Source organism: Allobosea sp. 117, from assembly GCF_000702305.1.
Classification (GTDB): Bacteria; Pseudomonadota; Alphaproteobacteria; order Rhizobiales; family Xanthobacteraceae; genus Ancylobacter.
Window position 1 is genome coordinate 772166 of sequence record NZ_JNLC01000010.1, and the last position, 20156, is coordinate 792321.

The 20156-nt window shown below is 66.7% G+C and carries 19 protein-coding genes; 8 read left to right on the forward strand and 11 right to left on the reverse strand.

Annotated elements, in window-relative coordinates; genetic code table 11:
* Positions 1–76 precede the first annotated feature (76 nt).
* Positions 77–1048 carry an AraC family transcriptional regulator gene (locus U742_RS0105730; protein ID WP_197028180.1) on the reverse strand — a complete coding sequence of 324 codons (972 nt, stop codon included), beginning with the start codon at positions 1046–1048 and terminating at the stop codon, positions 77–79.
* A gap of 254 nt (positions 1049–1302) precedes the next feature.
* Here U742_RS0105730 and U742_RS0105735 point away from each other — a divergent pair, with 254 nt between their 5' ends.
* Complete coding sequence (locus U742_RS0105735; RefSeq protein ID WP_029350922.1) at positions 1303–2733, forward strand: DUF1254 domain-containing protein; 1431 nt, start codon at positions 1303–1305, stop codon at positions 2731–2733.
* Between the two features lie 443 nt (positions 2734–3176).
* Here U742_RS0105735 and U742_RS0105740 read toward each other — a convergent pair whose 3' ends face one another.
* The 6 genes from U742_RS0105740 to U742_RS0105765 all read right to left on the reverse strand — a co-directional run bounded on the left by U742_RS0105740 (position 3177) and on the right by U742_RS0105765 (position 8717).
* Positions 3177–3392, reverse strand: coding sequence for a hypothetical protein (locus tag U742_RS0105740; protein WP_029350924.1), 216 nt, complete (start codon positions 3390–3392; stop codon positions 3177–3179).
* Between the two features lie 135 nt (positions 3393–3527).
* Positions 3528–4244, reverse strand: coding sequence for an enoyl-CoA hydratase/isomerase family protein (locus U742_RS0105745; protein WP_029350926.1), 717 nt, complete (start codon positions 4242–4244; stop codon positions 3528–3530).
* Positions 4241–5446: a CaiB/BaiF CoA transferase family protein gene (locus tag U742_RS0105750; protein WP_248310266.1), complete on the reverse strand. Its 1206-nt coding sequence runs from the start codon at positions 5444–5446 to the stop codon at positions 4241–4243. The genes U742_RS0105745 and U742_RS0105750 overlap by 4 nt, the downstream gene beginning before the upstream one ends.
* Positions 5443–5961 carry a flavin reductase family protein gene (locus tag U742_RS0105755; RefSeq protein WP_029350929.1) on the reverse strand — a complete coding sequence of 173 codons (519 nt, stop codon included), beginning with the start codon at positions 5959–5961 and terminating at the stop codon, positions 5443–5445. Before U742_RS0105755 ends, U742_RS0105750 begins: the two co-directional genes overlap by 4 nt.
* Before the next feature lie 24 nt (positions 5962–5985).
* On the reverse strand, positions 5986–7149 hold the full coding sequence (locus tag U742_RS0105760) for an LLM class flavin-dependent oxidoreductase (protein ID WP_029350931.1): 1164 nt from the start codon (positions 7147–7149) through the stop codon (positions 5986–5988).
* A gap of 215 nt (positions 7150–7364) precedes the next feature.
* Complete coding sequence (locus U742_RS0105765; protein ID WP_248310267.1) at positions 7365–8717, reverse strand: MFS transporter; 1353 nt, start codon at positions 8715–8717, stop codon at positions 7365–7367.
* Positions 8718–9032: 315 nt separating this feature from the next.
* On the opposite strand from U742_RS0105765, the gene U742_RS0105770 reads away from it, so the two are divergent.
* A complete protein-coding gene (locus tag U742_RS0105770) occupies positions 9033–9911 on the forward strand; it encodes a LysR family transcriptional regulator (protein WP_081852840.1) in 879 nt (292 codons plus the stop codon).
* A gap of 5 nt (positions 9912–9916) precedes the next feature.
* Here U742_RS0105770 and U742_RS0105775 read toward each other — a convergent pair whose 3' ends face one another.
* The gene (locus U742_RS0105775; protein WP_051660883.1) at positions 9917–10819 is read right to left on the reverse strand and encodes a LysR family transcriptional regulator; all 903 of its coding nucleotides are present in this window, start codon (positions 10817–10819) and stop codon (positions 9917–9919) included.
* Positions 10820–10959: 140 nt separating this feature from the next.
* Between U742_RS0105775 and U742_RS0105780 the strand changes: the two genes are divergently transcribed.
* The 6 genes from U742_RS0105780 (at position 10960) to U742_RS0105805 (ending at position 16476) form a co-directional block, all read left to right on the forward strand.
* Positions 10960–11751, forward strand: a complete 792-nt coding sequence (locus tag U742_RS0105780; RefSeq protein ID WP_081852842.1) for a transporter substrate-binding domain-containing protein — start codon at positions 10960–10962, stop codon at positions 11749–11751.
* Positions 11752–11777: 26 nt separating this feature from the next.
* On the forward strand, positions 11778–12587 hold the full coding sequence (locus U742_RS0105785; protein WP_029350944.1) for an amino acid ABC transporter ATP-binding protein: 810 nt from the start codon (positions 11778–11780) through the stop codon (positions 12585–12587).
* Entirely contained in the window at positions 12584–13258 is a 675-nt protein-coding gene (locus tag U742_RS0105790) for an amino acid ABC transporter permease (protein WP_029350946.1), read from the forward strand. Before U742_RS0105785 ends, U742_RS0105790 begins: the two co-directional genes overlap by 4 nt.
* A gap of 37 nt (positions 13259–13295) precedes the next feature.
* Positions 13296–14750, forward strand: coding sequence for an MmgE/PrpD family protein (locus U742_RS0105795; RefSeq protein ID WP_051660884.1), 1455 nt, complete (start codon positions 13296–13298; stop codon positions 14748–14750).
* A gap of 131 nt (positions 14751–14881) precedes the next feature.
* Entirely contained in the window at positions 14882–15553 is a 672-nt protein-coding gene (locus tag U742_RS0105800) for a pyridoxamine 5'-phosphate oxidase family protein (protein ID WP_051660917.1), read from the forward strand.
* A gap of 149 nt (positions 15554–15702) precedes the next feature.
* On the forward strand, positions 15703–16476 hold the full coding sequence (locus tag U742_RS0105805; protein ID WP_029350952.1) for a ferredoxin--NADP reductase: 774 nt from the start codon (positions 15703–15705) through the stop codon (positions 16474–16476).
* A gap of 52 nt (positions 16477–16528) precedes the next feature.
* Here the strand turns inward: U742_RS0105805 and U742_RS0105810 are convergent, their stop codons facing one another.
* From U742_RS0105810 to U742_RS0105820, 3 genes are read right to left on the reverse strand one after another with little or no spacing between them, the layout of a single operon-like run.
* A complete protein-coding gene (locus tag U742_RS0105810) occupies positions 16529–17956 on the reverse strand; it encodes an amidase family protein (RefSeq protein WP_197028182.1) in 1428 nt (475 codons plus the stop codon).
* Positions 17957–17960: 4 nt separating this feature from the next.
* Complete coding sequence (locus U742_RS0105815) at positions 17961–19346, reverse strand: glutamine synthetase family protein (protein WP_029350956.1); 1386 nt, start codon at positions 19344–19346, stop codon at positions 17961–17963.
* Between the two features lie 33 nt (positions 19347–19379).
* On the reverse strand, positions 19380–20117 hold the full coding sequence (locus U742_RS0105820) for a type 1 glutamine amidotransferase (RefSeq protein ID WP_029350958.1): 738 nt from the start codon (positions 20115–20117) through the stop codon (positions 19380–19382).
* Positions 20118–20156: the final 39 nt, after the last annotated feature.

Sequence of the window (20156 nt, forward strand, 5' to 3'; positions counted from 1 at the left end):
CGAAGCCGACGCTCAGGACAGACAGATTCGGCCGACGCCGGCGAACGAGGCGTTCGGCGACCCGGAAGGCTGTTCGCTACGCCGGCGCACTGTCTTGCAGTGCCCGCCACTTGGAAGGCGAGATACCGGCCCAGCGCTGGAACGCATGATCGAAGGCGCTGTTCGTCGAATAGGAAAGCGACTCTCCGATGCTCCCCACCGGCATGTGGGTGAGCGCGAGGAGTTCGCGCGCGACGTTGAAGCGGACCTGGTCCTTGATGAGTTCGAAGCTCGTTCCGGCAGCCTTGAGGCGCCGCGACAGCGTGCGCGATTCGTAGCCGAGGTCCCGGGCGACGCGATCGCGCGTCGCCTCGCCGATCATCAGCCGCGGCCGCAGCGAATGCCGGACGCGGGCGGCGATGCTCTCTTCGCCATTGTCCATCGCCGCCGCGATCAGCTGCCGCAACTGAAGCCGCTCAGCCGCGTCTGCCCGCGGGAGCGGCACATTCATGTCGTCCTCCGCAAGGACGATGCAGGTCTCTTCCTGATCGAAGGAGATGGCGGTCCTTGTCGCCGTCCGGTAACGATCGGGCTTGTCGGGGACGGCGCAGCATTGCAGCACGCGCAGGGGGCGCACGCGGCCCTCGGTCAGACTCCGGATGAAGTTGCAGCCGAGTGCGATGACCAGATCGTAGACCTGACGGCCGGCAACCGCGCCCGCATCATAGAGGCCGTAGCCGAGGCGATATTCATTGCCGATGCGGTGCAGATAGACGACGGCGCCGCGCGAATAGCCCATCTGCACGCCGACATAGTCGCGAAGCGCATCGCCGAGCGTGGGGGCGCGGCTCATCATCTGGCCGACGGCCCCGAGGCAGCGGTGGTCCTGGCGCGATCCCAGCAGCAGGCCGAGATGCGGGCAGTCGGCCAGCTTCGCCGCCCGTTCGAGAAGCGCGATCAGATCCGCCAACGGATAACGAGCGTCGGGCATAAGCTGTTCGGGCGCGAGTCCGAAGCCGGCAAACACGGAATCGTGAGGTATGCCCAGTTCGGTCAGCAGGGCTGGCAATGCCGCGGCCGGACCGACTCTCTGGCATGTTGTCCGTTGCAAATCCGTCGCCCCCTGTCCTCAAATGGCAAGTGCCGGCGGTGATCATAAGCTATCGAATTGCCCGCCGGGCAAGGGCTTAGTCGGAGGCTGGCCGCGCGCTGCCGCAGCAGAAGCGCCGACGGTTGCCGATCGGACGAAACGCCGCTTCGCCCGACAACAGGTCGTTCATAGACCTTCAGCTTACGCTGCAAGGTCAGCCCAGGGGGGTCACCGTGAATATCTCGCGCCGCAATCTCATGCTTGCCGGAGCAACGCTGTCGGCTGCCGCCTTTAGTAGAACGGCTTCTGCGTGGGACGGTCCTCTTCTCGATCTCGTCGAGAACACCGAAGAATTCGGGATCGCATCGGACGCCTATGTCTACGGCTATCCCCTCGTCACCATGGAGATGACGCGGCGGGTCATCACCAATGTCGCCAAGCCCGAAGGCTCGCGCGGGCCGATGGGCACGATGATCAAGCTCCGCAGCTATCCGGACGCCTCGTTCCGCGATGTGACGGCCCCCAACGCCGATACGCTCTACACGACATCCTTCTTCGATGTCGGCGACGAGCCATGGGTGCTCAGCGTGCCCGACATGAAGGGGCGCTATTTCCTGCTGCCGTTCCTCAGCGGCTGGACCGACGTTTTCCAGGTCCCGGGATTGCGCACCACCGGCTCCAAGGCGCAGACCTACCTGATCTCGGGCCCGAACTGGACCGGCAAGGTTCCGGACGGCATGGTGCAGCTCAAGTCGCCGACCAGCATCGTCTGGCTGCTCGGTCGCATCTACTGCACCGGCACGAAAGAGGACTACGCCGAGGTCCATGCTCTGCAGGACCAGTTCAAGCTGTTCCCTCTCAGCTCCCTGGGCAAGGACTACACGCCTCCGGCCGGCAAGGTCGACCCGGCCATCGACATGAAGACGGCGGTGCGCGAGCAGGTCAATGCGCTGAGCGCCGTGGAATATTTCACGCTGCTCGCCGAGTTGATGAAGCGCAATCCGCCGGCGGCGGCGGATGCTCCGGCGCTGGAGCGGTTCAAGAAGATCGGCCTCGTTGCCGGCCAGGATTTCGATCCCAAGGCGCTCGACGAGCGCTGGGCCCGGCGGCTGCCCGGCCTGTCCTATGACCGGATCATGCTGCACTTCAAATTCAGCGACGGCGACGTGAAGAACAAGAACGGCTGGGGCTACACCACCAAGACCGGCCTCTACGGCATCGACTATCTGCAGCGGGCGCTTGTCACCGCCATCGGCCTCGGTGCCAACCGTCCGCAGGACGCGGTGTATCCGACCTCGCTGAAGACCGCTGACGGCGATACCTATCAGGGATCGAACAAATATGTGCTGCGGTTCCCCGCCGGCCAGTTGCCGCCGGTGAAGGGGTTCTGGTCGCTCACCATGTACGACCAGAACATGTTCTTCGTGGCGAACCCCATCAACCGCTACTCGATCAGCATCCGCACCAATCCGAAATACGAGCCGGACGGGTCGCTGCTGATCTACATCCAGAACGAGAGCCCCGGCCCCGACAAGGAAGCCAACTGGCTGCCCGCGCCGAAGGAGCGGTTCAACCTCATGATGCGGCTCTACTGGCCGGACGAGAATGCGCCGTCGATCCTCGACGGCTCGTGGGTGATCCCGGCGGTGACCAAGGCTGGCTGAGCGCCCGCCTCACCGCTATGGCGTCGTCATGATCCGGGGCGTACCGCAGGAACCCGGCGGGCAGGTTGAGCTTCCACCGAAGCTCGGAGACAGCGGCGGGGGCGTGGGGCGAGGCGCGATCGGCGGAGGCGTCGGCTGAAAGGTCGGCGTCGGCTGCGACGCCGATGGATTCTGCAACACGGGATTCCCGGTCGGGGGCGACAGGGAGCCCGGCGAGTTGATGGCGCCCGGATCGGGCTGAGCCACGGCGACGCTTGCCGAAGCGGCGATGAAGGCGGCCGCCGTGAGAGCGCGAAGGGACATGATCACCTCCCTGGCTGGAGCATTAACGCCGGCAGACTGATCGTGTTCCCACAATAACGCCAGCCGCAGCGTCCTTCCGACCGGGCAGAAGCCCGTCCCGAAGGCCGCAGCGACCGGCATCGCTATCGCGGATCGCACTCTCAGCGCTTTATCGGGATCGTGTCGTCCCACGCCATCGGCACGTTGCCGGGGTCGACTACAACCAGATCCTCCGGTGCGAGAAAGGCGACCTCTCCGTTCACCACAACTTCACATTGACTGGATGATTCCACCGGGCGCGCATTGGTCACCACACCCAGTTCACCGATCAAATCCCAGTCGTCGGCAAGCACACGCACATAATCACCGCGTTTCATGGCAGCCCTCCATTTGGTTTGACAACGTCGGAGGGCGGCGGCGGTTCCTGTTCAACCCGAAATGACGATCCTATCCTCGGCTATAGCCAGTCGCCGCCGGCGAGGCGGTCGGTGCTTCGCGAACGCCCTTCTGCATCAGCGGTGTTCGCCTCGATAGCGGGCAATACGGTCGTGCAGGCCCTCGGGTTCGAGCGAGCGCACCAGATCGGCAAGATCGGCGTCACCCGTATCGGCCGTCGTCAGGCTCAGGAGGCGAGCGGTGGCGACGGAAGACAGGCCTTGATGTCCATCCAGCAGCCGCTCGGCGGTGGCCAGAAGATCGCCCTCGTCGACCAGATGCGTCAGCAGGCCGATATCGAGGGCCTCCTCCGCGCCGATCGTGCGGTTCTGGAGCAGGATGGCGCGCGCCGCCTCGACACCCGTCACGGCCGCGAGGCGGCGGGTGCCGAGGGCCACGCCGAAGCGGAAGCCGGGGAAGCGGAACTTCGCCTTCGCCGTTCCGATGCGATAGGTGCAGGCCGTGACGAGGTCGGCCGCCGCGCCATAGGCCGCGCCGTCCACCAGCGCGAAGGAGGCGACCGGCGCCATGCCCACCGCATTGAGCAGCATCTCGATGCGCACGAAGCGGAGCAGCAGGTCGCCCTCGCTGTGCTCGTTCACGCCGGTGAAGTCGAACCCGCCGGAGAAAGCCCGCCCTTCGCCCATGAAGGCGATGGGGAGGCCGTCGGACACTGCGGCGTCCACGCCGGCGGTCAGCGCGACGACCGTCGCGGCGTCGAACGCGTTGGCCTTCTCCGGACGCGCGAGGGTCAGCAGGCGAAGCCGCCCCCCGGCGCCCGAGGCAACCTTCACAGGGCTTTCGCGAAATGGCGTTGCGTCCATTCCCGGTAGACCTCCTCGTTGTGCTCGCCGAGCTCGGGCGGGCGGCGCTCGATCTCGAAAGTGTAGCCGGTCATGGCGATGGGAAAACCGACGGTCTCCGCCTCCGCGCCGTTGGGCATCGTCATGGTCTGCACCCAGCCCATGCCGCGCACGTGAGGGTCCGCCAGGATCTCGGCGAAATCGTTGATCGGCGCGCAGGGCACGCCCTTGGCGTCGAACTCGGCCAGCCATTCGGCCGCCGTGCGCGTCGAGAAGACCGGCTGCAGGATGGCCGCGAGCGCGTCCTGATTCAGCGCGCGCAGCGATTGGGTGCGGAAACGCGGATCGTCCGGCAGCTCCGGCAGCCCGACGATGGCGCAGGTGTCGCGCCACAGCTTGTCATTGCCGGCCGCGATGGTGAACGGCTTGTCGGACGCTTCGAAGCCCGCATAGGGCGCGTTGCGCGGGTGCGCGGAACCGAGCCGGCGCGGTGCCTTGCCGGTACCGAAATACTCGCTGGTCTGAAGCGCGGCGATGCCGAGCAGCGAGCCCAGGATCGAGCAGTCAACATGGGCGCCGCGACCGGTGGCGCGCGCCTGCATCACCGCCGCGAGGATCACATAGCCGGCATAGAGACCGGTCACGAAATCGCCGACCGGCACGCCGCATTTCACCGGCGGCCCGTCGGGTTCCCCCGTCACGCTCATGACGCCGCTCATCGCCTGCACGGTGACGTCGAAAGCGCCTTTCTGGGCATAGGGGCCGGTCTGGCCGTAGCCGGTGATGGAGCAATAGACGAGGCGCGGATTGCGCGCCTTCAGGTCCTCATAGGCGAGGCCCGATCGTGCTAGCGCGCCGGGACGGAAGTTCTCGATGAAGATGTCGGCGTGCTCCGCCAGCTCGTACAGCCGGGCAAGGTCGGCCTTGTCCTTGATGTCGAGGGCGACGGAACGCTTGTTGCGGTTCAGCGAGGAGAAGTTGCCGCTGAACACGTCGGCGGGGTCCTCATCGCTCGCGTGCAGCGGCGGCCAGCCGCGCATGCCGTCGCCGCCGTCGGGCCGCTCGACCTTGACGACGTCGGCGCCGAGATCGGCGAGCAGGCAGCCGGTGAAGGGACCGGCCGCGATCTGCGCGAATTCCAGTACGCGAAGGCCGGCGAGGGGCTTCGGCAGGGAAGGGTGCTGCGTGCTCACGCGACCATCCTTTCGCGTTCCAGCGCGGCATAGGCGCCGCGGTGATAGAGCAGCGGCTCGCCGCCGAAGACATGCACCTGATCTACCGCGCCGATGATGATGGTGTGATCGCCGCCGGGGCAGATCTCGGACACCGAGCACTCCGCCGCCGCGACGACGCCCTCGATGAGCGGGCTGCCGTGCCGCCCGGGGCGATGGGGCACCGCCGCGAACTTGTCCTCCTGCTTGGACGCGAAGACGCGGGAGATCTCGGTCTGCTCGCGGGCGAGAAAATGCAGGCCGAAGTGCCGGCTCGCCAGCAGGGCGCCGAGCGTGTTGGAGCGATGATCGAGGCAGATCAGGAACAGCGGCGGCGTCAGCGACAGCGAGGTGACCGCATTGATGGTCACGCCGTGGAACTGGCCGTCCGGATGGGTGGTGGTGACCACCGCGACGCCGGTGGCGAAATGGCCGGCGAAGGCGCGCAGTTCGCCCGGTGCGATGGCCGGATCTGCGGATAGAATGGTTTCGGACATGATGGCCTCCTCAAATCGTCCGGCTCAGGCCGCGGCGGCGAGCGGCGTGTCGAGCCGCAATCCGGCCTCGCGCATCAGCGGCAGCACGCGGGCGCCGAAGAATTCGAGATCGGGAATGAAGTCGTAGAAATTGACCTGCACGCCGTCGCAGCCGGCGCGCTTGAGCCGCTGGAAGCCCTCGACCACCTGCGCGGGCGTGCCGACGATGTGGACATTGCCGCCGATCGTCCATTGCTCGCGCGTCGCCGCCTTCCACGAGGTCTGGTCGCCGCCGGTGAAGGTCCGGTAGAAGTTCTCCGCCGCCACCGCGTCCTGATGCTTCAATATCGCGTCGTACTGCGCCCAGGCTTCCGCCTCGGTCTCGCGGCAGATGACGTGCGGGTTTATGAGGGTGCGTATGTCGCGCCCCTGCGCCGCCGCGGCATCCTTGATCTGCCGGTTGTGCGCCGGCAAAGCTTCGCATGCCCTGTCGAGGTTTGCGCCGGCCGGGCTGGTCACGAAGATCAGGTCGGAGTGCTTCACCGCATAGGCGAGGCCGGCGCCGGACGACGAGGCGTTCACCAGCAGGCATCTGCCGCCGGCCGGCTTGGGCGCGACGAAGGCGTTCTTCATCTTCCAGAACTGGCCGTCGACGGAGAGGTTCTCGTCTTCGGACCAGAGTTGCTTCATCATGGTCACGAACTCGTCGGCCATGACGTAGCGATGGTCGTGCTCGATCTGCTCGAGCCCGAACATCTCGAACTCGCTCTTCTTGTAGCCGGTGACCATGTTGAGGCCCCAGCGCCCGCCGCTCATCTCGGACAGGGTGGCGCCGAACTTGGCGAGGTGCAGAGGGTGCCAGCCGTAGAGGATGTGCACCGTCGAGACCAGCAGGATGCGCTCGGTGAGCGCGGCGAGGCCGGCGGTGACGAGCAGCGGGTCGGTCGCCATCTCGCGGAACTTCATCTCCCCGCCATAGCCGCCCTTGCCCATCCACTGGGCGAGGCCGAAGACGAGGTCGAAGCCGAGCTTTTCGGCCATGATCGTGCAGCGGGCGTTGTAGTCGAAGGTCCATGAGGTGCTGCGCGGGGCCAGCGACGGGCTCCACGCGCCCGACTGGATGGGGAGGAAAAGTCCCAGCATGAGGGGATGCCGCTTGGCGGCCTCGACCGGCGACATCTGGGAGGTTTCCGGGGTCTTGTGCGGCATGGCGTTGGTCTCCCGTGTTTTCGGGTAGTCGTGATGGCCGATTTCGAGACGAAATATCCGACCAATCCCGATATTCGGAATGCTAAGCGTCGAATATTTCGATTGAAAGCGAGAGTTTTCGATGGGGAATATTCGATATATTCGATGGTGCCATCGAAAGAAGAAGGCCGGGTCAAGCGAAAGCATCGCTGCCCCGGCCTCAGTTCGGCTCAGGTTCAGGCCGAAGGCGATGCGATGCTTGCGGATACCGTGCCGCGGTCCTCGCGGACCCAGCCCTCATTGGTGGAATAGTCGTCCTGCGAGCGGTCGCGCAGGAACAAGGCCGAGGTGAAGCTGATGGCCGCGATCACGGCGATGTAGGTGCTGATCGCCGTCGACGTGCCGTAGGTGTGCAGCAGCCAGGCCGCGATCATCGGGGCGGGGCCGCCGGAGGTGATCGAGGCGAGCTGATAGCCGATGGACGATCCCGAATAGCGCACGCTCGGCGGGAAGCTTTCGGCGATGAACGCCGCCTGCGGAGCGTATTGCATGTCGTGGATCGGCAGCGACAGCAGGATGGCGAGGACGACGAGGAAGGGGATTTTCGAGTCCAGCATCCAGAAATAGGGGAAGGCGAAGGCCAGCATCATGAAGGCGCCGATGAGATACATGCGCTTGCGGCCGATGCGGTCCGACAGATAGCCGAACAGCGGCGTGGTGAAGAGCGACAGCGCCGCCGCCGCCAGCACGCAGTTGAACAGGAAGGAGCGCTCCAGGCCGAGATTCTTCGTGCCATAGGCCAGCAGGAAAGTAGTGAAGAGCACGAAGGGCGCCTGCTGCCCGGTGCGGATGAGGCAGGTGAGGACGATCTCCCGCCAATAGCCGCGCACCGCTTCGAGCACCGGGGTGCGTGCGATCTGCTTCTTCTCCTGGATCTGCTGGAACACCGGCGTCTCCAGCACGCCGAGCCGGATGTACAGGCCAACGACGATGAGGACCGCGCTGATCAGGAAGGGGATGCGCCAGCCGATCGTCTCGAACCATTCCGGCGACCCGGCCCAGGAGGTGAGGGTCAGCGCGGCGACCGCGAGCAGCATGCCGAGCGGGGAGCCGAATTGCGGCCAACTGGCCGCGAGGCCGCGGCGCTTGTCGAACTTCGACCATTCGGTGGCCACCGCGATGGCGCCGCCCCATTCGCCGCCGACGCCGATGCCTTGCAGCATGCGCAGGACGGTGAGCGCCACGGCACCCCAGATGCCGATGCTCTCATAGGTCGGCACGAGCCCGATCAGCACCGTGCTGATGCCCATCAGCAGCAGCGTCGCGACCAGCGTACCCTTGCGGCCGATGCGATCGCCGAAATGGCCGAAGATCATGGCGCCGACCGGGCGCGCGACGAAGCCGAGGAAGAAGGTCGAGAAGGCGAGCAGCGTCGCCGAATAGGGGTCCTGCGAGGGAAAATAGAGCTTTCCGAAGACCAGCGCGGCGACCAGGCCGTACAGGTAGAAATCGTACCATTCGATCATCGTGCCGACGGTCGAGGCGATAACGGCGCGGCGTGCGTGGCGCGCGATGTCGGCGTCGCTCAAGGGCGACGTCCCCGCATGTGAGGCCATCTGTTCCTCCTGGGCATCCCCTGTGCGGGGAGCATGTTTCACATCCCTCACCGCGCGCCGGGTTTGCCCGGTCTTCGGCCTTCCAAGCATAGATCGGCCCGAGCCCGCCGTCCGCACCCGGACGACGCGCTTCGTGACGTCACGCGGCGCTATTTCCGTTGTTGTTGTGTAGACGAGGCGTCTGCCGCCCCATCCAAACGCAGCCTAGGCTCAGGATTTTTTGATTGAAAACGATTGTTTTCGATCGATACTGTGCAAGATAGTCGATGAGTAGGGTGCCTCAGTTCAATGAACTTCCGTCAGTTGGAGACTTTTGTTGAGATCGTGAGGCTCGGAAGCTTCGCAGCCGCAGCAAACAAGCTTCACGCGACGCAATCGACCATTTCCGCGCGTATTCAGGAGCTTGAGAGCGATCTCGGGGTCGTGCTGTTCGACCGCAGCCAGCGCAAGGCTACCGTGACTGCGAAGGGACGTGAGCTCGTCGGCTATGCGGAGCGCGCGCTGACGCTCCAGGAGGAAATCCGCCAGCACATCGCGCCGCGCGAGACGCTGTCCGGCGTCGTCCGCGTCGGCGTCGCGGAGCTGGTGGCGGTGACCTGGCTTCCGCAGTTGGCGGCAACCCTCCACGAGCGCTATCCGAACATCAGCCTCGAGCTCGATATCTCGCTCACCGCCCCGCTGCGCAGCCGGCTGATGTCCGGCGAGCTGGACATCGCCTTCATCCCGGGCGAGGCCTTCGATCCCTCGCTGGTGGTGCATCCGCTTGGCGCGGTGACCTTCCGGTGGATGGCCGGGCCGGAGGTGAACCTGCCGGACAGAGCGCTGGTGGCGGCGGACTTCGCCGGCCTGCGCATCCTCTCGCTGGGCGAGAATTCGATCCACTACCAGACCACATCGGCCTGGCTCGATGCCAGCGGTTCGACGCAGCGGCCGGATCTGTGCAACAGCATGAATGTGCTCTCCACCCTCACGGCGGCCAATGTCGGCGTCAGCCTCCTGCCGCCAAGCTGCTACGCGCAGGAGGTCGGGCAGGGGCGCCTGCGTGTCCTCTCCGTGGATCCCGAGCCGGCGCCGGTGCATTTCTGCGCCGTCTACAAGCAGCGGCGGCTCGCCACGCTGCAGGAGATCATCGCCGAGACCGCCCGCGAGGTGAGCACCTTCGAATAGCGCGGCTATCGCCCCGCGGCTCCGGCGTCCGGACCGAGCACTGTGTCCACCGCGTCGAGGAAGGGCCGCAGGGCCTTCTTCGCCATGCGGCGGGGATTGACCGCGGCGGCGAGCGAGACGCGGAGCTCCGGCTCGAACGGGCGCACGGCGAGCCCGCGCATGTCGACGCCCACCATGGTGAACTCGTCGACCACGGTGAGCCCCGCGCCCTGCCGGACGAGGTTGACCGCGATGGTGTAGCGGTTGGTCTCGGTCGCCGATTGCAGGCGGCGCCGGAAGTCCGGTATGCCGGCCTCCAGCAGCGCGACCAGCCGCGCATCGGTCGTGATGTAGATGAACTCCGCCGGATCGACCTGCTCCCACCGGATCGTCGGTGAAGAGGCCAGCTTATGATCGGCCGGAAGCACGCAGACGATCCGTCCGCGCCGGATGGCGGACAGGGTCTCCGTCTCGTCCGAGGAGGGTACGACCGCGAAGCCGAGGTCGTATTGGCCACGCTCCACCACGCCGGCGATCTCGTGGTTGAGATGCATGTCGAGCACCAGCCCGTAGTCGGGGAGGGCGCGCCGGAAGATGCGGGCCGCCAGCGGCAGCATGGTCAGCGCGAGCGCGGGCGTCGCCGCGACGCGGAGCTGTCCGGCGCGGAGATGGCGCACATTGTCGAGGTAACGGTCGAAGCGCGACAGCTCCTCCTCGATGCGCATGGCTTCTTCCAGCACCAGCAATGCCTCGGCGGTGGGCGTCAGCCGGCCCCGCACGCGGTCGAACAGGCGGAAGCCGAGCCGGTGTTCGGTCAGGGCGATCGCCTTGCTCACCGAGGGCTGCGCCATGCCCAGCGCCGATGCGGCCGCGGTGACGGATCCGAGGCGCATCACCGTGGTGAAGATCGCCATCTCGCGTCGATCCATACCCATTCCCTCAGGCTATGAATTTCTAAAAAATCGGTATTGGACAGAATATATGCCGATCGCCAGTTTAGGGCCATAAGCCGAACGGCAACCGGTGCGGCCCAGCCGCCCGATCATCCAGAGCAGAGGACGGAATAGTCATGCGGATCCTTCAGCCGCTGGTGCGGCGTCTCCTGCCGGCTGCGGTCGCGCTCGCGGCCGCGACCGGCGCGATGGCCCAGGACAAGAGCGACCTTCAGAAGATCGTCGACGCCAAGGTGGTGCGGGTCGGCGCCGTGCAGGCGCCGCCATGGTACGAGAAGGACCTCGCGACCGGCGCGTGGGGCGGGCTCGTGCCGGAGGTGATGGAGGCGATGTTCTCCAAGGTCGGGGTGAAGATCGATTATGTCGAGACGCAGTGGGGCACGGCGGTCGCCGGCCTCCAGTCCGACCGCTTCGACCTGCTCGGCGCCTATAACGCGACACCCGAACGCGAGAAGGCGATCGACTTCACCAAGCCGATGGGCGCGCTGAAATTCGCCATCCTCACCCTGAAGGGGCCGGCGGACGCCTATGCCACCTGGGACAAGATCGACGATCCGGCGATCAGGCTCGCCGCCATCGACGGCGCCGGCGCCACCCGCGCGCTGCAGCCGCTGCTGCCCAAGACGGCGTGGTCGGTCGTGCAGTCGAGCGACAACATGTATCTGGAGCTGGAGAGCGGGCGGGCGGATGCCCTCGTCACCAGCGACGTGCAGATCGGCCAGTATCTCAAGGCGCGCAGCCGGGGCACCATGGTGATCCCGACGCCGGTGCGCTCGCAGCCGACCAATATCGGCCTGCGCAAGAGCGAGGACCACAAGCTGCGCGACTGGCTGAACGAACAGCTCGACATCCTCCAGAAGGACGGCACGCTCGATCGCATCTGGGCGAAATACGTTCCCCAGAAGTGACGGCATATCCGACCGGAGATCGCGCCATGACGAGCGAGGTCGAAACCGTTCCGCCGCTGCTCGTCGTCGAGGGCCTGCGCAAGTCCTTCGGCGCGGTGGAGGTGCTCAAGGGCGTCTCGCTCGCCGTGCGGCCCTCGCAGGTCGTGGGCCTGCTCGGGCGCAGCGGTTCGGGCAAGTCCACGTTGCTGCGCTGCCTTAATGTGCTGGAGGTGCCGAGCGCCGGGCGCATCCTGCTCGACGGTGAGGAGATCGGCTTCGAGACGAATTCGGCCGGAAGGCGCCGTCCGCTCTCCGCCGCGCGCCTCGCCCGCCAGCGGGCGGCGATGTCCATGGTGTTCCAGCACTTCAACCTGTGGCCGCACCGCACCGTGCTCGGCAATGTCGTCGAAGGTCCGGTGCAGGTGCTCGGCATGGACCGCGCCGAAGCGGAGGCGCGCGGCCTCGATCTGCTCGACCGGGTGGGGCTGAAGGGGAAGGCGGACAGCTATCCGATCCGGCTCTCCGGCGGCCAGCAGCAGCGCGTCGCCATCGCCCGCGCGCTCGCCATGCAGCCCAAGATCATGCTGTTCGACGAGCCGACATCGGCGCTCGACCCGGAACTGGTCGGCGAGGTGCTGCAGGTGATGCTCGATCTGGCGAGGAGCGGCACCACCATGGTGGTCGTCACCCACGAGATGTCCTTCGCGCGCAACGCGTGCGACGAGGTCGTACTGCTGGAGGGCGGCGAGATCGTCGAGCGCGGCTCGCCGGATTTCGTCATGGCGCAATCGGAAAACGAGCGCTGCCGACAGTTCTTCGCCAGCCACCGGCAGGTGCAGGCGGGAGCCTCCGCATGACCTATCAATGGGACTTCTCGCTGTTCTACCAGTATCGCGGCCTGATGCTGAACGCCGCGCTGGTGACCTTCCAGCTCGTCGCCCTGTCGGTGGTGCTTGGCATTCTCGTCGGCCTCGCGCTGGCGCCGCTGCGCATGGCGGAGCGCCGCCTGCTGCGCTACCCCGCGACGGCGGTGATCGAGGTGGTCCGCTCGGTGCCGCCGCTGGTGCTGGTGGTGTGGAGCTATTACTGCCTGCCCATCCTCACCGGCCTCGCTTTGCCGGCCTTCTGGACCTGCGTCTTCGCCATCGCGCTCTATTCCGGCGTGTTCTATGCCGAGATCTTCCGTGCTGGCGTGCAGGCGGTGGATCGCGGCCTCGTCGAGGCGGGGCTTTCGGTCGGCATGCGCCCGACCACGGTGATGATGCGCATCACCGGCCCGCTCGCCTTCCTCAGGGTGCTGCCGCCCTTCACCAGCCAGTGCGTGATGGCGATCAAGAACTCCGTTCTCGGCAGCTACATCGCGGTGGGCGAGATCCTCTATGAGGGCCAGCGGCTGTCGATCCACACCTTCCGCCCGCTGGAGGTGCTCACCCTCGTGGCCGCCTTCTTCGTCGCCGTCATCCTGCCGCTGACGCTGACCGCAGGCGCCATCGAGCGGCGGATATTCCTCAAATATTTCCGGCGTTGAGACCTCCCCGCCGGCCTCAGTTCGCGTGTGATCCGAGATGAGCAGTATCGCCCCGTCCGAGGCATCGGCGCATACCGCCCGGACAACCGGCAACATCACCGATGCGGTCGCCGCCTTCGCGGCGGGCCTTGCCTTCGAGGCCGTGCCGGAGCGGGTCGTTCACCGCATCAGGCTCCACCTGATCGACACGCTGGGCTGTGCGGTGGCCGGCCGGGATGTGGACCTGTCGGGGCAGGCGCGTGCGGTTGCCAGCCGCATGGGTGGTGCCGGCACCGCCCGTGTCTTCGGTAGCGAAGGGCGCTTCAGCCCGACCGCGGCCGCCTTCGCCAATGCGGTGATCGCCAATGCGCTGGATTTCGACGACGGTTTCGAGATCGCCGGCAAGGGCATGGGCCATCCCGGCTCCAGCCTCGTGCCGGCCGCGCTCGCTGCTCTCGGGCCAGAGGTGGTGAGCGGCCGTGATTTCCTGCTCGCCCTTGTCGCCGCCTATGAGGTGAACAACCGCCTCATCCTCGCGATGCAGCCGAGCGCGGAACGCTTCGAGCAGGTCTACGGCATCGCCCAGCATCAGGCGATCGGCGCCGCCCTGGCGCATGGGCGGCTTTCCGGGCTCGACGGCCGGCGGATGCGCAACGCGCTGGGCCTTGCCGGCGCGCTGACGCCGCTGCCGAGCCTGCACAAATACAACTGGCTCACCCGACCCATCATCTCGTTGAAGGACGGCGTCGCGCCCGCCGCGCAGGCCGGCGTGCAGGCGGTGATGATGAGCGAGGCGGGCTTCGTCGGCAGCGTCGATATGCTCGACGGCCCGCAGGGCTACTGGCGGATGATCGGTTCCGACCGCTTCGACGCTTCCGTCGTGACCGGCGGCCTCGGCGCGGAATGGTTCGCCGCGCGCGGCAGCTTCAAGCTCTACCCCGCCTGCCGCTGGCTCGCGCCGGCACTCGAAGCGTTCGAGGCCGCCTTCGCGGCGGCGGGGCGGCCCTGCGAGGCCATCGCATCGGTCGACGTCGCGTCCTTCGGGGTCATCGCCGACAAGCTGATGGAGTGCCGCCCGGCGAATGCCGTCGATGCGCAGTTCAGCCTGCCCTTCACCATCGCGGCGCTGGCGACCGGCCGTGCTCCGGGGCCGGAGTGGTTCGCGCCAGCGGCCTTCGCCGATCCCGCGATGCGCGATGTCGCGACGAAGGTGAGGGCGACGGTCGATCCCGAGATGGACCGGCTGATGAATGGCGAGACCCGCCTGCCATCTGCCCGCGTGGCGATCACCTTCGCCGATGGCTCCGTGTTCGCGCACCATGTCGGCGCGCCGCTCGGCGGAGAGGCGCGCGCGGCGCCGGATTCCGCGATCCTCGACAAGGCGGCGCGCAATCTTCATGGGCTGGACGTTCCGGCGGACCGGATCGTGCGAAGGCTGCTTGCGCTGGAGGCGGAGCCGGATGTGCGGCCGCTGATGGACGACATTTTCACTGCCGCCGTGCGGCCCGCGTGACGCTGTCCGGATCGGCGCCATCGGCCGGCAGTGGTTCCAAATTCTTTTGCAAAATGGCTCTTAGGTGCCACTCACCCTGCTTGTATTCCGAAAGGACGGTGGTCCTTCAAGCAGGAAGAACAATGAACGACATGAGCAGTACTTCGCAAGCCGCTGCGCCAAGCGACCGGACGCGGCTTCGTCGTTACAACTGGCTCGCCAAGTATGATCGCGACACCATAAACGCGATCATCGATGCCGGCATCGTATGTCAGGTCGGTTACGTCATTGACGGCATGCCTTATGTCACGCCGACCAATCACTGGCGGATCGATGACTATGTCTATTGGCACGGTTCATCGGCGAGCCGGATGCTGAAGGCTCAGCAGAAGGGTATTCCGGTCTGCTTCACCGTCACCCATCTCGACGGAATCGTGTTCTCCCGTGCCGCCTTCAACCACAACATCCAGTACCGTTCCGTCATGGCTTTCGGCGAGGCCGAGCTGTGCGAGGAAGACGTCAAGCGCGAGGCGCTAGCGACCTTCACCGATCGGCTCGCGCCCGGCCTGTGGGCCTATGCCCGCCCGCCGGCGGAGCAGGAGTGGAAGGCGACCAAGGTGATCCGCATGCGGCTCGACGAGGTGTCGGCCAAGGTGGCCGACGGCCTGCCCGACGAGGATGCGGACGACTATGCCTCGGACCGCTGGGCGGGATCGGTCGCGCTCAAGCTCGTCCAGCTCCCGCCGGAGCCCGATCCGAAGCTGAGCCCCGGAATCGAGATGCCCCCTTTCGTGAAGGATTTCCGCTACGTCGGCGTGAAATGAGCTGGCGGGGGCGCTGCCCCGCCTCCGATCGCGTTTCGCGCGCCGCCCTTTCGTCACAAGCAATGAACCCGGCCCGGGGTCGTCCCGGGCACGGTCGCATTCGCCAAGGTGGACGGCCGCCCCGTGACGGTCTCCCCGGAGGACATCGCATGCCTGCCTTCCATCATGAGCGCGTGCTCAGCGTTCATCACTGGACAGATCGGCTGTTCAGCTTCACCACCACGCGTGACCCCGCTTTGCGCTTCTCCAACGGGCATTTCGCCATGATCGGTCTGGAGAGCGAGGGGCGCCCGCTCCTGCGCGCCTATTCCATCGCCAGCGCCAATCACGCCGATCATCTGGAGTTCCTGAGCATCAAGGTCGAGAACGGCCCGCTCACTTCGAAGCTGCAGCACATCCGGCCGGGCGACGAGCTGATCGTCGGAAAGAAGCCGACCGGCACGCTGCTGATCGACTATCTCCGCCCTGGCCGGCGGCTCTACCTTCTGGCGACCGGCACGGGCCTCGCGCCGTTCCTGGCCATCGTCCGCGACCCGGAGACCTATGAGCGTTTCGAGCAGATTATCCTCGTCCATGGCGTGCGCGAGGCGAAGGAGCTCGCCTATCACGACTATCTCGCTGATGACCTGCCGGACGATCCGGCGATCGGCGAATTGGTGCGCGGCCAGTTGCTCTATTATCCGACCGTCACCCGCGAACCGTTCCGCCATCAGGGTCGCATCACCGCCCTGATCGACGAGGGCAGGCTGTTCGCCGATCTCGGCCTGCCGGCACTGGATCGCGCGCTGGATCGCGTCATGCTCTGCGGCAGCCCCGACATGCTGGCGGAACTGAAGACGATGCTGGAGGCGCGCGGCTTCGAGGAGGGCAACACCTCCATCCCCGGCGATTTCGTGATCGAGCGCGCCTTCGTCGCCAAGTAAGTGGACGGTGGTCCCGAGGAAAGGCCGCTCCCATCGGGGGCGGCCTTTTTTGTCAACCCAGCAATGGTGGGCGCCTCAGATGCAGAGGCCGGCGAAGCTCGATGGCGCGCGCCGCCCGCAGCACGTCCGCCTCGCCGCCCATGGGGCCGATGATCTGCACGCCGACCGGGAGCCCGGCTTCGGTGAAGCCGATGGGCACGGAGGCCGCCGGCTGTCCGGTCATGTTCCACGGGTAGGTGTAGGGGCACCAGCTCCAGTCTTCGTTGGCATAGCCCTCGGGCACGTCGCGCAGCACCGAATAGGGCGGAACCGGCATCACCGGTCCGACCAGCAGGTCGTAGCGGGTGAAGAACGCCTTCGAGGCGGCCGCGATCGCCATCCGCTGTTCCATCGCCCGCATATAAGCGGTGAGCGACACCCGTGCGCCCGTGGCGCCGACCTGGAGGATCAGCGGATCGAGCAGCCGGCGCTTCTCTGCCGGCGTTCCCTCGACGCAGGCGAGGCAGGCGGTCTCCCAGAACACCCTGAAGGGCAGGAACGGGTCGACCGGCCACGCCGGTGCGGCCTCTTCGACCACCGCCCCGGCATCGGCGAGCAGCGGCGTAGCCTGCGCGACCAACGCGTCGCTTTCGGCATCGACGAGCGGCGCGGTGCAGCCGAGCCGGGCCGAAAACGCGATCCGCAGGTCCGACAGATCCGGCATCGCGAGATCCGCCGGCGGTGTGAACGGCACCGGCCACATATAGGGATCGCGCGGTTCCGGCTGGCTGATCACCGCGAGCATGATTGCCGCGTCCCGCACCGTCCGAGCCATCGGCCCGACCACCGAATGCGGCATGTCGATGTCCGGCGGGAAGGCCGGCACCCGGCCGAAGCCGGGCTTGAGGCCAAACAGGTTGGTGTAGGCGGCAGGGATGCGGATCGAGCCCGCCCCGTCGCTGCCCAGCGCCACCGGGCCGAAGCCCAGCGCCAGCGCCGCCGCCGCCCCACCCGAGGAGCCGCCCGGCGTCCGGGTGAGGTCATAAGGGTTGGCCGTGACCCCGTGAACCGGGCTGCGCGTCACCACCTTGCAGCCGGCTTCCGGCGTCGCGGTCTTGGCGAGGAACACCGCGCCGGCCTCGCGCATCCGCGCGACGCAGGGCGTGTCCTCGCCCACCGGCTCGCTGCCGAAGGCGAGCGAGCCGCGGCGCTTCGGCATGCCGGCGACGGCGGACAGGTCCTTGATGGTCACCGGCACGCCGTCCATGGCGGAGAGGGGGCGCCCCTCGCGCCAGCGCGCGAGCGAAGCCTCGGCCATCGCCAGCGTGTAGGCCTCGTCCAGATGGACGATGGCGTTCACGACTGGGTCGAGCATGCGGATGCGCGCGATCAGCGCCCGCGCCACCTCGATCGGCGACAGCGCGCCCGTCCGATAGCCGGCCGTGAGCTGGTCGATGGAGAGCCAGCAGACATCCGCGCCCGGATGGCCGGTCTGGCTCACGGGCTCAGTAGTACTCGAAATATTCATTGATTTCCGCCGCCGGGATTTCGTCGCGCAGCCGCGCCGTCTCCTGCCGCTTCATGGCGAGATAGACCTTCACGAACTCCTCGCCGAGCAGGTCGCGCAGCGCGGTGTCGGCCTCGAAGGCATCGAGCGCGTCGTCGATCTCGGTCGGAAGCTTGGCGTAGCTCGCATCGTCCTCCTTCGGGCCGCTGCCGGAGGGCATGAGCTCGCGCTGCTGCATCAGGCCGAGCAGGCCGGAGGCGATGACCGACGCGGCGACGAGATAGGGGTTGGACATGGCGGCGGGAACGCGCACCTCCATGTGGGTGGACTTGTCCCGGCTCGCCTTCACCCGCACCGAAGCCGAGCGGTCCTGAATGGCCCAGGAGATGTTGGAGGGCGCGTAGGTGCGCGGGCGGATGCGGCGGTAGCAGTTCGGCGTCGGGCTCCAGATCGCCATCGAGCCGCGCGCATGGTCGAGCACGCCCTGGATGAAGCTCTTGAAGGTGCCGGACAGGCCGTCCGGGTCGTTCAGATCAAGAAAGGCGTTCTCGCCCGTCTCCTTGTCGAGCAGCGAGATGTGGAAGTGCGAGCAGCTTCCGGACAGGCCCTTGTAGGGCTTGGTCATGAAGGTCGCGAGCAGTCCGTGCCGGGCCAGATACTCCTTCACCGTGCTTTTGAACACGAAGGCCCGGTCGGCCGCCTCGACGCCGACCATGGCGGAGTAGTTGATCTCGACCTGGCCCGGGCCGTGCTCGACATTGTAGGTGATGATGTCGATGCCCTGCGCCTGCAGGACCTTCACCAGTTCCTCGATCGCCGGATGCTGATGGGTGCGGGCGGTCGCGAAGATCGGCTGGCCGCCGAAGATGGGCTGTCTCGTCTGCGCGTCGACCACGTAGAACTCGTATTCGTGGCCCATCATCACCTTGAAGCCGAAGGTTTCGGCAACCGACAGCATCTTCTTGAGCAGCATGCGCGGGGCGGCGAGCTGCACCTCGTTGCTGTACCACATGGTGTCGCAGATCACCCGGCCGGTCTTCTCCAGCCACGGCACAGGGGAAAGCGTGTCCTGGTCGACGACCATCACGCAATCCTGGTAGTTCATCTCCTCATTATAGCCGGAATTGCGCACCGGGATCGAATAGCTGTCGAGCGCGACCGTGCCGCCGTAGAGATTGAGGCCGGATCTCATGTAGCCGGCGACATGGTTGAGCGGAATGGTCTTGCCCCGGCTCATGCCGGCCATGTCGGGCAGTTCGAAGCGCAGGAACTCGTAGCCTGCCGCCTTGACCTTCTCGACGAAAGCCTCGGCTTCGGCCCGCGTCGCCAGCTCCAACGGCGGTACGTGACGCCGCTGCGTACCTTCGTCAAATACCTTCAGCATATTGCAACCTCTCTGGTTTTCTTGGCGCGTCGATCAGGCCGCGGTGCGGCCGGGACGAGGCGCGAGGATCGTCGTGAAATTGGCGTGGAGCGCCCGCGCGGTGGCGGCGAAGGCGCCCAGCCGGGGCGCGACCGTGGCGCCGAGACGCGCGGCCTCGGTGCGGCCGAGCGCGACCTCGAGGCTCGCCCGGTAGGCGGGAATGGCTTCCCAATCGGCCACCGTTGTCGGGGTGATCTCGACATGGAACTGCACGCCATAGGCATGCCGCCCCCAGCGGATCGCCTGCGTTCCACAGGCCGCATTGCCGGCGAGCGTGATCGCGCCCTCGGGAAGGGTGGCGATCTCGGCGCCGTGCCACTGGAAGGTCGTCATGCCGGTGCCGAGCCCGGCGAAGATCGGGTCGGCGCGTCCCTCGGCAGTGAAAGCCACATCGGCGAGCCCGACCTCCGGTGCCCGCATGGGGGCGACCTTGCCGCCCAGCGCCTCGGCGAGTAGCTGATGGCCGAGGCACACGCCGAGATAGGGCCGGCCGAGCTCGACCACCCACCGCCGGATCGCCGCCTTCTCCGGCGCGAGCCAGGGATGGATGCCCTCCTCCCACACATCCATCGGACCGCCCATGACCACCATCAGCTCATAGTCGTCGAGCGGCGGGATTGGGTCGCCGGCATCGAGCTCGACGACGTCCCAGCTATGGCCGTCCTCCCGCCAGAACTCCCGGAAGATGCCGGGATGCTCCACGGCCAGATGCTGGAAGACCAGAATGCGCATGTCGTTTCCTCAATGTGACGGGGCAGATCGCCCAACTCC